This window comes from Pseudomonas sp. G1002 (assembly GCF_013385455.1).
In the GTDB taxonomy this organism is placed as follows: Bacteria; Pseudomonadota; Gammaproteobacteria; order Pseudomonadales; family Pseudomonadaceae; genus Aquipseudomonas.
In genome coordinates this window covers 28,355-40,323 of record NZ_JACAPY010000003.1, presented here as the reverse complement: position 1 = coordinate 40,323, position 11,969 = coordinate 28,355, and the positions used below count along the sequence as shown (strand labels likewise).

10 protein-coding genes are annotated in these 11,969 nt (G+C 61.9%); 6 read left to right on the top strand and 4 right to left on the bottom strand.

Translation table 11 applies throughout. The features are described from left to right. Positions 1-141 precede the first annotated feature (141 nt). Complete coding sequence (locus tag HX801_RS01475) at positions 142-1,773, bottom strand: AMP-binding protein (protein ID WP_087694671.1); 1,632 nt, start codon at positions 1,771-1,773, stop codon at positions 142-144. Between the two features lie 145 nt (positions 1,774-1,918). Between HX801_RS01475 and HX801_RS01470 the strand changes: the two genes are divergently transcribed. Genes HX801_RS01470 through HX801_RS01455 form a run of 4 tightly spaced genes read left to right on the top strand, consistent with a single transcriptional unit; the run spans position 1,919 to position 7,460 of the window. Then, positions 1,919-3,082: an isovaleryl-CoA dehydrogenase gene (locus HX801_RS01470; RefSeq protein ID WP_003212472.1), complete on the top strand. Its 1,164-nt coding sequence runs from the start codon at positions 1,919-1,921 to the stop codon at positions 3,080-3,082. A gap of 14 nt (positions 3,083-3,096) precedes the next feature. Then, positions 3,097-4,704 (top strand): carboxyl transferase domain-containing protein, encoded by a 1,608-nt coding sequence (locus HX801_RS01465; protein ID WP_003212470.1) that lies wholly within the window; start codon positions 3,097-3,099, stop codon positions 4,702-4,704. A 15-nt stretch (positions 4,705-4,719) separates the two neighbouring features. After that, positions 4,720-5,526 carry a gamma-carboxygeranoyl-CoA hydratase gene (locus tag HX801_RS01460; protein ID WP_177021445.1) on the top strand — a complete coding sequence of 269 codons (807 nt, stop codon included), beginning with the start codon at positions 4,720-4,722 and terminating at the stop codon, positions 5,524-5,526. Further along, on the top strand, positions 5,523-7,460 hold the full coding sequence (locus HX801_RS01455) for an acetyl/propionyl/methylcrotonyl-CoA carboxylase subunit alpha (protein ID WP_177021444.1): 1,938 nt from the start codon (positions 5,523-5,525) through the stop codon (positions 7,458-7,460). The genes HX801_RS01460 and HX801_RS01455 overlap by 4 nt, the downstream gene beginning before the upstream one ends. Here HX801_RS01455 and HX801_RS01450 read toward each other — a convergent pair. Continuing rightward, entirely contained in the window at positions 7,457-8,104 is a 648-nt protein-coding gene (locus HX801_RS01450; RefSeq protein ID WP_177021443.1) for a LexA family transcriptional regulator, read from the bottom strand. The genes HX801_RS01455 and HX801_RS01450 overlap by 4 nt on opposite strands. Before the next feature lie 129 nt (positions 8,105-8,233). Between HX801_RS01450 and HX801_RS01445 the strand changes: the two genes are divergently transcribed. Both HX801_RS01445 and HX801_RS01440 read left to right on the top strand, forming a co-directional pair. Then, positions 8,234-8,596 carry a DUF6124 family protein gene (locus HX801_RS01445; protein ID WP_102369523.1) on the top strand — a complete coding sequence of 121 codons (363 nt, stop codon included), beginning with the start codon at positions 8,234-8,236 and terminating at the stop codon, positions 8,594-8,596. A 466-nt stretch (positions 8,597-9,062) separates the two neighbouring features. Beyond that, positions 9,063-10,214, top strand: a complete 1,152-nt coding sequence (locus HX801_RS01440; protein WP_087694667.1) for a M14-type cytosolic carboxypeptidase — start codon at positions 9,063-9,065, stop codon at positions 10,212-10,214. Between the two features lie 54 nt (positions 10,215-10,268). Here HX801_RS01440 and HX801_RS01435 read toward each other — a convergent pair whose 3' ends face one another. After that, positions 10,269-10,808, bottom strand: coding sequence for a cytochrome b (locus HX801_RS01435; protein WP_003212459.1), 540 nt, complete (start codon positions 10,806-10,808; stop codon positions 10,269-10,271). After that, positions 10,805-11,887, bottom strand: coding sequence for a catalase family peroxidase (locus tag HX801_RS01430; protein WP_008431493.1), 1,083 nt, complete (start codon positions 11,885-11,887; stop codon positions 10,805-10,807). Before HX801_RS01430 ends, HX801_RS01435 begins: the two co-directional genes overlap by 4 nt. Positions 11,888-11,969: the final 82 nt, after the last annotated feature.

Genomic DNA, 11,969 nt, shown 5'->3' with positions numbered 1-11,969 from the left:
CGGAGTGAGGGAACACCGAGCCTAGGCGAGGTGCCGACAGGCGGGGCAGAGCGCTTTGGTTACTTTGCCGCTTTTGCAAAGTGACTCGCTGTAAGAGCGAAACCATAAGCCGCCGTTACCTAAATAACGGATAAACACCCCTCACCCCCCCTTCAACTCTTCAATCATAATTTCCCGCATCCGAAACTTCTGGATCTTCCCCGTCACCGTCATCGGAAACTCATCCACAAATTTGAAATGCTTGGGCATCTTGAAGTGCGCAATCCGCCCCTTGCACCACGTCTGCAGCTCAAGCTCATTAGCCACATGCCCCGGATGAAACTTGATCCACGCCACAATCGCCTCACCGTAACGCTCATCCGGAATCCCGATCACCTGCACATCCGCCACCGCCGGATGAGTAAAGAAAAACTCCTCCAACTCGCGCGGGTAAACGTTCTCGCCACCACGAATGATCATGTCCTTGTTACGCCCGGCGATGCACACGTACCCATGTTCATCCATGGTCGCCAGGTCGCCGGTGTGCATCCAGCCCGCCTCGTCGATAGCCTCACGAGTGCTGTCAGGATTATTCCAGTAACCGAGCATCACGCTGTAGCCACGGGTACACAGCTCCCCTACCTGGCCCCGAGCAACCGTGTTACCGGCGTCATCGATAATCTTGCTTTCCAGCTGTGGCTGGGTCCGGCCAACCGTCGTAACACGCCGCTCAAGGTCATCATCCGGCCCGGTCTGCAACGACACCGGGCTGGTTTCCGTCATGCCATAGGCAATCTGCACCTCACTCATGTGCATCTCGCCGATAACCCGGCGCATCACCTCGATCGGACAAGTGGCGCCCGCCATGATCCCGGTGCGCAGGCGCGACAGGTCGAACTCGGCGCGGCGCGGGTGATCAAGCATGGCGATAAACATGGTAGGCACCCCGTATAGCCCGGTGGCCTGTTCTTCGGCGACGGCAGCCAGGGTCAGCAATGGGTCGAAACCGTCACTCGGGTAGATCATCGTGGTGCCATGGGTGATGCAGCCCAGGTTACCCATCACCATGCCAAAGCAGTGATACAGCGGCACCGGGATCACCAGGCGATCTTGCGCCGTCAGGCCCAGGCTTTCGCCAACCATGTAGCCGTTATTGAGGATGTTGTGGTGACTGAGGGTGGCACCCTTGGGGAAGCCGGTGGTGCCGGAGGTGTACTGGATATTGACGGGTTGATCGAAGTGCAGGCCGGCCTGGCGGATCTGCAATTGCTCGGGCGGGACGCCTGCCCCGAGGGCCGCCAATTGCGACCAGGGCGTAAACCCCGGGGGCGGGCTGGGATCAAGGCTGATGATGCCGCGCAGGTCAGGTTGAAGCTCCTGCAACATGCCGTGGTAATCGGAGGTCTTGAACGACCCGGCGCACACCAACCACTGGCAACCGGATTGCTTGAGTACGTACTCCAATTCACTGCTGCGATACGCCGGGTTGATATTGACCAGAATCACGCCGATTTTGGCGCTGGCGACCTGGCTGATGCACCACTCGGCGCAGTTGGGGGCCCAGATGCCCAAGCGGTCGCCGGCCTGCATCCCCAAGGCCAGGAACGCACGTGCATGCAAATCAACCGTCTCTGCCAGTTGCCGCCAGGTGTAGCGACGCTGTTGATGGCCCACGACCAAGGCTTCGCCGTCGGAGTAGCGCGAAACCGTTTGATCAAAGGCCTGGCCGATAGTCATGGCCAGCAAGGCCTTGTCCTGACAGCCGCGGCTGTAGCTCTGATTCGATTGATCCATAACGACCCCTGTTGTCTTTTTTGTAGGTTGACGTAAACGTAAACTACGATTGACAGGCCCGCAACGCAAGTTTACGTTAACGTAAAGGTGATCGCCCTCCCCGGCGTATTGGCCATACAAAAACAACGCTAGAAGGTGCCCGTCCATGAGTTACCCCTCCCTGAACTTCGCCCTCGGTGAAACCATCGACATGCTGCGCGACCAGGTGCAGTCCTTCGTGGCCAAGGAACTGGCGCCGCGCGCTGCGCAGATCGATATCGACAACCTGTTCCCCGCCGATATGTGGCGCAAGTTCGGCGATATGGGCCTGCTGGGCATCACCGTGCCGGAAGAATACGGCGGCGCCGGCCTGGGCTACCTGGCCCACGTGGTGGCCATGGAAGAAATCAGCCGGGGCTCGGCTTCGGTGGCGTTGTCCTACGGCGCGCACTCCAACCTCTGCGTCAACCAGATCAACCGCAACGGCACCCATGAGCAAAAACTCAAATACCTGCCCAAGCTGATCAGCGGCGAACACATCGGCGCACTCGCCATGAGCGAGCCGAACGCCGGCTCCGACGTGGTCTCCATGAAGCTGCGCGCCGATAAACGCGGCAGTGTGTATGTGCTCAACGGCAGCAAGACCTGGATCACCAACGGCCCTGATGCCAATACCTACGTGATCTACGCCAAGACCGACCTGGAAAAGGGTGCCCACGGCATCACCGCGTTTATCGTCGAGCGCGACTCGAAGGGCTTCAGCCGCAGCAACAAGTTCGACAAGCTCGGCATGCGCGGCTCCAACACCTGCGAGTTGTTTTTCGATGACGTCGAAGTGCCGGAAGAAAACATCCTCGGCGCACTCAATGGCGGCGTGAAAGTGCTGATGAGCGGCCTCGATTACGAACGCGTTGTGCTGTCCGGCGGCCCGACCGGGATCATGCAGGCCTGCATGGACCTGATCGTGCCCTACATCCATGACCGCAAGCAGTTCGGCCAGAGCATCGGCGAGTTCCAGCTGATCCAGGGCAAGGTCGCCGACATGTACACACAGCTCAACGCCAGCCGCGCCTACCTGTACGCGGTGGCCCAGGCCTGCGAGCGCGGCGAAACCACGCGCAAGGACGCCGCCGGCGTGATCCTCTACAGCGCGGAACGCGCTACCCAGATGGCCCTCGACGCGATCCAGATTCTCGGCGGCAATGGCTATATCAATGAGTTCCCGGCTGGCCGTCTATTGCGTGACGCCAAGCTGTATGAAATCGGTGCCGGCACCAGTGAGATCCGGCGCATGTTGATCGGTCGCGAACTGTTTAACGAAACCCGCTGAACGGAGCGCGCACCATGGCTACCCTGCACACCCAGCTCAACCCGCGCTCGGCGGAATTCGCCGCCAACAGCGCGGCGATGCTCCAACAGGTCGACGCCCTGCATACCCTGCTCGCCCAGGTGCAGCAAGGCGGCGGCGCCAAGGCCCAGGAGCGGCATACGTCGCGGGGCAAGCTGTTGCCCCGCGAGCGGATCAATCGCTTGCTCGACCCTGGCTCGCCGTTCCTTGAACTCAGCCAGCTGGCGGCTTATCAGGTGTACGGCGAAGACGTGCCCGCTGCCGGGGTGATTGCCGGGATTGGCCGGGTGGAAGGCGTCGAGTGCATGATCGTCGCCAACGACGCCACGGTGAAAGGCGGCTCGTACTACCCGCTGACCGTCAAGAAACACCTGCGCGCCCAGACCATCGCCGAGCAGAACCGCCTGCCGTGCATCTACCTGGTGGACTCCGGCGGCGCCAACCTGCCGCGTCAGGATGAAGTGTTCCCGGACCGCGAGCACTTCGGACGAATCTTCTTCAACCAGGCGAACATGAGCGCCCAGGGCATCCCGCAGATCGCGGTGGTGATGGGCTCCTGCACTGCCGGTGGTGCCTATGTGCCGGCGATGGCGGACGAAGCAATCATGGTCCGCCAGCAAGCCACCATCTTCCTCGCCGGCCCGCCGCTGGTGAAGGCGGCGACCGGTGAAGTGGTCAGCGCCGAAGACCTGGGCGGTGCCGATGTGCACTGCAAGATTTCCGGGGTGGCCGACCACTATGCCGACAGCGACGAACATGCGCTGGCCCTGGCTCGGCGCAGTGTGGCCAACCTCAACTGGCGCAAGCTGGGGCAATTGCAACAACGCACGCCGCTGGCGCCGCTTTATAGCAGCGAAGAGCTGTACGGCGTGATTCCGGCCGACGCCAAGCAACCGTTCGATGTACGCGAGGTGATCGCGCGATTGGTGGACGGCTCGGTGTTCGATGAATTCAAGGCGTTGTTTGGCACCACACTGGTGTGCGGCTTTGCGCACCTGCACGGCTATCCGATTGCGATCCTGGCCAACAACGGCATCCTCTTCGCCGAGGCCGCGCAGAAAGGCGCGCACTTTATCGAACTGGCCTGCCAACGCGGGATTCCGCTGTTGTTCCTGCAAAACATCACCGGCTTCATGGTCGGCCAGAAATACGAAGCCGGCGGCATCGCCAAGCACGGCGCCAAACTGGTGACAGCGGTAGCCTGTGCCAAGGTGCCGAAGTTCACCGTGATCATCGGCGGCAGCTTCGGCGCCGGTAACTACGGCATGTGTGGACGCGCCTACGACCCGCGCTTCTTGTGGATGTGGCCCAACGCACGCATCGGCGTGATGGGCGCCGAACAGGCCGCCGGCGTGCTGGTGCAGGTCAAGCGTGAGCAGGCCGAGCGCGCCGGCCAGGGTTTCAGCAGCGATGAGGAAGCGGCGATCAAGCAGCCGATCCTCGACCAGTACGAAACCCAGGGCCACCCCTACTACTCCAGCGCACGGCTGTGGGATGACGGCGTCATCGACCCGCTGCAGACCCGCGACGTGCTCGCCCTGGCCCTGTCCGCCGCGCTGAACGCCCCCATCGAGCCGAGCCGCTTCGGCGTGTTCCGCATGTAAATGGAGCTGCACCCCATGAGCGATTTCAACACCCTCGAACTGATCACCGACCCCCGTGGCTTTGCCACGCTGTGGCTCAGTCGTGAAGCCAAGAACAACGCGTTCAATGCCGAAATGATCCGCGAACTGATCATTGCCCTGGACCGGGTGCAAGGCGATCCGGCCCTGCGTTTTCTGGTACTGCGCGGGCGCGGCAAACACTTCAGCGCCGGCGCCGACCTGGCCTGGATGCAGCAGTCGGCCGAACTGGATTACCACACCAACCTGGACGATGCCCGAGAACTGGCGGAGCTGATGTACAACCTCGCCAAGCTGAAGATCCCGACGCTGGCGGTAGTCCAGGGTGCGGCCTACGGTGGTGCCCTGGGGTTGATCAGTTGCTGCGACATGGCGATTGGCGCCGACGATGCGCAGTTCTGCCTGTCGGAAGTGCGCATTGGCCTGGCGCCGGCGGTGATCAGCCCGTTCGTGGTGCAGGCGATCGGCGAACGGGCAGCCCGTCGCTATGCCCTCACAGCGGATCGCTTTGGCGGTCAGCGGGCACGGGAAATCGGCTTGCTGGCGGAAAGTTATCCTGCCGATGATTTGGACATACATGTCGAATTGTGGATTACCAATCTGCTGCTCAACAGCCCCGCGGCCATGCGCGCCAGCAAGGACCTGCTACGGGAAGTCGGCCACGGTGCCCTGACGCCAGCGTTGCGTCGCTACTGCGAGAACTCCATCGCCCGGATCCGCGTCAGCGCCGAAGGCCAGGAAGGCCTGCGTGCCTTTCTGCAAAAACGCGCGCCCAACTGGCAGCCTCAGGAGCCCTGTTCATGAAGACGCTTACTACCGTATTGGTAGCCAACCGTGGCGAAATCGCCTGTCGGGTGATGCGCACCGCCAAGGCCATGGGCCTGACCACCGTGGCCGTGCACAGCGCCACCGACCGTGACGCGCGGCACACCCGCGAGGCTGATATTCGTGTGGACCTGGGCGGCAGCAAGGCCGCCGACAGTTACCTGCAAATCGACAAACTGATCGCCGCGGCCCAGGCCAGCGGCGCCCAGGCGATTCACCCGGGTTATGGGTTTCTTTCGGAGAACGCAGGGTTTGCCCGCGCCATTGAAGCCGCCGGGTTGATCTTCCTCGGCCCGCCCGCCTCGGCCATTGATGCCATGGGCAGCAAATCGGCCGCCAAGGCGTTGATGGAAACCGCCGGCGTGCCGTTGGTGCCGGGTTACCACGGCGACGCCCAGGATCTGGAGACTTTCCGCCAGGCAGCCGAGCGTATCGGTTACCCGGTGCTGCTCAAGGCAACGGCAGGCGGTGGCGGCAAGGGCATGAAAGTGGTCGAGGACGTCAGCCAACTGGCCGAAGCGTTGGCCTCGGCACAGCGTGAAGCGCTGTCCTCGTTTGGCAATGCGCAGATGCTGGTGGAAAAGTATTTGCTCAAACCGCGTCACGTGGAGATCCAGGTGTTCGCCGACCAGCACGGTCACTGCCTGTACCTCAATGAGCGCGATTGCTCGATCCAGCGCCGCCATCAAAAAGTCGTCGAAGAAGCCCCGGCGCCGGGCCTGAGTGCCGAGCAGCGCAAGGCCATGGGCGAAGCGGCCGTGCGTGCGGCCCAGGCCATCGGCTACGTGGGCGCGGGCACCGTGGAGTTTCTGCTGGACGCCCGGGGCGAGTTTTTCTTCATGGAGATGAACACCCGGCTGCAGGTGGAACACCCGGTGACCGAGGCCATCACCGGCCTGGACCTGGTGGCCTGGCAGATTCGCGTGGCCCAGGGCGAGCCGCTGCCGATGACTCAGGAGCAAGTGCCACTGCTGGGGCATGCGATTGAAGTGCGCCTGTACGCCGAGGACCCGGCCAACGATTTTCTGCCGGCCACCGGGCACCTGGCGCTGTACCGCGAATCCACGCCAGGGCCCGGGCGCCGGGTAGACAGCGGCGTCGAACAAGGCGACAACGTGTCGCCGTTCTACGACCCGATGCTGGGCAAGCTGATTGCCTGGGGCGAAGACCGCGAACAGGCGCGCCTGCGGCTGCTGGGCATGCTCGATGAATTTGCCGTGGGTGGACTGAAGACCAACCTGGGCTTCTTGCGGCGCATTATCGGCCATCCGGCGTTTGCCGCTGCCGAGCTCGATACCGGGTTTATCCCGCGTTATCAGGATGAGCTGCTGCCGGCGCCTGGCGAATTGAGTGAGGCATTCTGGCAGGCCGCCGGCCAGGCGTTCATGCAGACCCAACCGAGCACTGACACCCGTTCGCCCTGGGCCGACACCCGAGGTTTTCGCGCAGGCTTGCCGGGCGAGGTTTCCCTGCACCTGAGCTGCAACGGCCAGGATCGCCTGGTAATGCTGCAAGCCGGCGTCAACCCGCCCCAGTTGCACGGCGAACAATTGCTGATCGACCAGCACGGCGTGCGCCGCTCCCATCTGGCGGTACGCGAGGGCGGCAGTGTGTTTTTGCGCTGGGACGGCGAGGTTCACAGTGTCAGCCTGTTCGACCCCATTGCCGCCGTCGACGCCAGCCAGTCCCATCAGGGCGGCCTGACCGCACCGATGAACGGCAGCATCGTGCGAGTGCTGGTGGAAGTCGGGCAAACCGTTGAACCCGGTACGCAGTTGGTGGTGCTGGAGGCCATGAAGATGGAACACAGCATTCGCGCGCCCCATGCCGGCGTGGTCAAGGCGCTGTACTGCCAGGAAGGCGAAATGGTCGGTGAAGGCAGCGCACTGGTGGAGCTGGAAGCCGCGAGTTAAAACCTCGTGACCGCCTGCGCCACCACGCCGATGATCCGGCACTCTTCACTGAACAGCATCTTCGGGTATGTAGGGTTGAGCGGCACCAGGTAAAGCTGGCCGCTCTGCCTGACCCATTTGCGCAAGATCGCCTGGGAATCAAATGCCCATTGGGCCACCACCAGTTTGCCGGGCTCGGGCTGGATGGACGGGTCCACCAGAATCATCGTGCCTTCATTGATACTCAAGCCGCTGGGGGCGGTCATGGCGTCGCCAGTCACGCGCATCCAGAACGCCTTGCCACGGGCGTGATAGTCGCTCATCTGAAAACGAGTAACGCCGTACGGCCGAGGTTCTTCCTGCAATGGGTAGCCTCCCTTCCCTTCGCTCACCGGGTAACGGTAATTCGGGTTGTAGTGCGGCGCCGGCTGCAGTTCCTCGGCAACCGCCGCGAGCGCTTTTTCGCGAACCACCAGCGCGACCTCGAGCCCATCCAGGCCCAGCTCCTGCATCACCCGGTTCATATCGGCAAGGCTCGGCACCCGACGCTTGTTCAGCCAGTGGCCGACCCCGCCCTGAGACATGCCCAGGCGCGACGCCAGTTGGTCCTGCGTGACCTTGCGGTCTTTCATGTTGGCCTTGACCAACGCTATCCATTTATCCATGGGCCCTGACAATACGTTGTGTACTCACCACGACAATAAACAGTTTGTAGTAATCAATAAAACGCCATAAATACGATTAGTACTAATATCGATTGCAGGCTTTCGACACCCACACAGAGCACTGCCCTTATGACGACCACCCCGTATACCCTGCCCGACACCTGCGATGAAGACGAGCGGCTGTTCCTGCGCAGCAGTGGCGCCGCCCAACGCGCGCTGGACTATTACCTGAAAGAGGATGCCGCACCGCCCTCCGTTGACGATACGTTGTTCGAGGTCAAGCCCGGCATCAGCGACGAGGAGGCCCTGGTCCACGCCTCCGACCTGCTGCGCAGCGCCGCGGCCACTGCGTACGAATCGGCAAACAGCGCCCACGGCAATAGCCGGGACCTGGCGTTTTCAGTGGTCTATTTGATCGATATGGCGAAGGTGATGGTGGAGCGGTCACTGCGGCTTTCGGCGAGGGGTGCCGAACAGCCGGCCAGCCTGTAACAGGCACGCGGGAAAAATATTTCTATCCGAGGGATAAAAACATTTGACTTGCAAATGATAATGATTATTATTGGACCTAGCTGATCGCGAGATCAGTCGATAGACCAAGAGACCTTAGGTCGGACTCTTGGAATATCTCCTCATCAGGCTAATCACGGTTTTTGACCCGGCTCTTTGGCCGGGTCTTTTTTTTGCCAGTTTTTCCCTGGCGTGACTTCAGGCTAATGAAGACTGTGTGTTGCTTGATGGCGCGCATGGTAGCAAAAGACCATCGCCAAAAGAAAGTCGATCGAGCGCTCTAGGCCGGTTCTTTCAAAAATAGCACTTGAGAATCAATCTCATAGATTCTAAGCTGCGGCGGCGTCATGGACGACGCCCCCTCTTCACCCGCAAAAATTGCATCCAGGCTTTGCCCCGCTCCGGTGTAAAATGCCCGCCACAACACTCATATTCAGGCAACCAGACTATGACCGTGGCCTTGACCTCCATCAAGATCAGCACCGACTTCGACAGTGGCAATATCCAGGTGCTCGACGCCAGTGATGCTCACCAGTTGCTGCTGGCGATAAAGCCCGATACGCGCAGCCAGCACTTCCAGTGGTTCCACTTCAAGGCCGAAGGCATGCACGTGGGTCACACCCACACCTTCCGCCTGAGCAATGCCGGCCACTCGTCTTACAAGCACGCCTGGAGCGGCTACAACGCCGTGGCGTCCTACGACCATATCAACTGGTTCCGGGTGCCCACCCGCTTTGATGGCGAAACGCTGCACATCACCCTCGAAACCCGTGAAAAACAGGCCTGGTTCGCTTACTTCGAACCCTACAGCCGCGAACGCCACGACTGGCTGATCGACCAGGCGCTGAACCGCGCCGGCACGCAATTGCTGGCCACCGGCAAAAGTGTCGAAGGCCGTGATATCCAACTGCTGCGCCGTGGCAAGGGCGAGGCCAACAAGCGCAAGGTCTGGATCGTCGCCCAGCAGCATCCCGGCGAGCACATGGCCGAATGGTTTATGGAAGGCATCATCGAGCGCCTGCAACAGGACGGTGACGCCGAGCTGAAAAAGCTCCTGGCCGCCGCCGACCTGTACTTGGTACCGAACATGAACCCCGATGGCGCGTTCCATGGGCATCTGCGCACCAACGCCATGGGCCAGGACCTCAACCGCGCCTGGCAGAGTGCGAGCCAGGAGATCAGCCCCGAAGTACTGTTCGTCCAGCAACAAATGGAAAAGTACGGCGTTGACCTGTTCCTGGATATCCACGGCGACGAGGAAATCCCCTATGTGTTCACCGCCGGTTGTGAAGGCAACCCGGGCTACACGCCACGTATCGAGCAGTTGGAAAAACACTTCCGCAGCCACCTGAGCAACCTCACCCGGGATTTTCAGACCGCGCATGGCTACACCCGCGATTTGCCGGGCGAAGCCAATATGACCCTGGCGTGCAACAGCGTCGGCGAAAAGTTCGATTGCCTGTCGCTGACCCTGGAAATGCCCTTCAAGGACAACGACGACGCGCCCAACCCGCACACCGGCTGGTCGGGCAAACGCTCGATGCAGTTGGGCAAGGACGTGTTGAGCAGCGTGGCGGATATCGTCGGCGTATTGCGCTAAACATCCACGATCCCGGCGACGGCTGCATCACAGCAACCGTCGCCGGGGAAGGCTTCAGTCCTTGCTGCCGGTCATGCTTTGCAACACACCGTCACGCCGGATCAAACCGTGGAACAGCGCCGCCGCCAGGTGCAACAACACCGTTAGAAACAGCAAATACGCCAGGTAACCGTGAGCCTTGCGCAACACGGCAAACAACGGCGCATTCGCCCCCACCAGCGCCGGCAACTGCACCGAACTGCTGAGCATCACCGGGTCGCCGGCCGCTGAAATCATCGCCCAGCCCAGCAGCGGCAACACCAGCATCAACGCATACAGCACCACGTGGGAGGCCTTGGCCGCCAGCACTTGCCACAGCGGCAAGTCGGCAGGCAGCGGCGGCTGGCGCGTGGAAAAACGCACCACCAGGCGCACGATCACCAGCGCCAGGATCGCAATGCCCAGCGGCTTGTGCAGGTGGATCAGCCACTCATGGCGTTCGGAAACCGAGGCCACCATGCCCGCGCCGATAAACAGCATGGCGATGATCATCAACGCCATCAGCCAATGCAGCAGCCGCGCCAGCGGGGCGAAAAACCGGGGTTGGGCATTCATGGCTTCGACTCCTGAGGGGCGCTGTGCAGCTGGCTGACTTCGCTGGTGCGACGCAGGTAGGAACTGGCGTACGCCGCCGAACGGGCGGCCAGCAATGGGTCATTCGAGGCTTCGATACCGCTCGGCAGCACCAGTGGATCAAAGTTGATGTCACGGCAATCACCGTCCATTTGCGGCTGGCTGCTTTCCAGCACCAGGGTCCCGGCATTCAGCACCTTGTGCTCACCGGTCCAGGTCTTGCTGGCGTCATCCACCGGGTCGCCCGGGTTGGCCAGGGTGAGGTTCAACTGCCAGCGCAACGGCCCGGCCACCAGGCGCTGGGCCAGGTCTTTTTCGAGGAAGTCGCTGCCGGCGGGCGCCGTGGCCCCCGCAGCATCCTGGCTTTGCGGTACGACGCCCCAGCGCACGGCCTGGCGTTGGCCGCTGGCGTTTACCAGGTAAAACGCGTTGATGCCGTTATAGGTTTCAGTGGCATAGCTGGCAGACGGTTTGGCGGTCTTGACCCAGGCCAGGAACGGCGCGGTCTCGGGGTGCGCCGCGAAGAACGCCGGCATGCCTGCCGGGTTCGGCTTGCCGGTGGCCGGGTCAGGTGCGCCGGCCTTGAGCATCTCGAAGAAGGCCTCGGGCGTGCCCACCGGGAACACCGGCATGCTGTTCATCCCGGTGCGCCATTGCTGGCCGTTGGCCAAGTTGAACTGCAAGGCAAAACTGCGGATCGGCACGCTGCTGTCCGGCGCATACGGGTTGCCGCTGGGCAGCGCAAAACGCCCGATAACCGGGGTACGCGCCTCGCTGAATACCTGGGCACTGGAATACTGGCGCGCTTCGGGGCTGCTCTCGAAATAACCGGCCACGCACACGCCCTTGGCATGGTTGCGCCGGTAGCCAGGGTGCAAGCCGTTGTTGGTTTCCAAGGCATTGACCAGGGTTTTGGGGCGCAACCGCTGTGGGTCGAGGCTTCCGTTAACGTAGGCAAACGCCCCGGCCACGACGGCAACCACCACGCCGATGCTGGCCAACCGAATTATCAGGCTTGCGGTGCTCAGCGGCGGACGGGGCGGTGATGAGTGATCTACCATGAAATAACTCCAGGGCCCAAGGCCTTGAGTGGGTGAAACATAAGGTCGGAACACTTGGGACGAACGCCAGCGCACTCTATTC

Coding starts and splice junctions, on each gene's coding strand:
- HX801_RS01455 (WP_177021444.1), top strand. CDS start 5,523: ATGAAGACGCTTACTACCGTATTGGTAGCCAACCGTGGCGAAATCGCC.
- HX801_RS01430 (WP_008431493.1), bottom strand. CDS start 11,887: ATGGTAGATCACTCATCACCGCCCCGTCCGCCGCTGAGCACCGCAAGC.
- HX801_RS01445 (WP_102369523.1), top strand. CDS start 8,234: ATGACGACCACCCCGTATACCCTGCCCGACACCTGCGATGAAGACGAG.
- HX801_RS01470 (WP_003212472.1), top strand. CDS start 1,919: ATGAGTTACCCCTCCCTGAACTTCGCCCTCGGTGAAACCATCGACATG.
- HX801_RS01475 (WP_087694671.1), bottom strand. CDS start 1,773: ATGGATCAATCGAATCAGAGCTACAGCCGCGGCTGTCAGGACAAGGCC.
- HX801_RS01440 (WP_087694667.1), top strand. CDS start 9,063: ATGACCGTGGCCTTGACCTCCATCAAGATCAGCACCGACTTCGACAGT.
- HX801_RS01460 (WP_177021445.1), top strand. CDS start 4,720: ATGAGCGATTTCAACACCCTCGAACTGATCACCGACCCCCGTGGCTTT.
- HX801_RS01450 (WP_177021443.1), bottom strand. CDS start 8,104: ATGGATAAATGGATAGCGTTGGTCAAGGCCAACATGAAAGACCGCAAG.
- HX801_RS01435 (WP_003212459.1), bottom strand. CDS start 10,808: ATGAATGCCCAACCCCGGTTTTTCGCCCCGCTGGCGCGGCTGCTGCAT.
- HX801_RS01465 (WP_003212470.1), top strand. CDS start 3,097: ATGGCTACCCTGCACACCCAGCTCAACCCGCGCTCGGCGGAATTCGCC.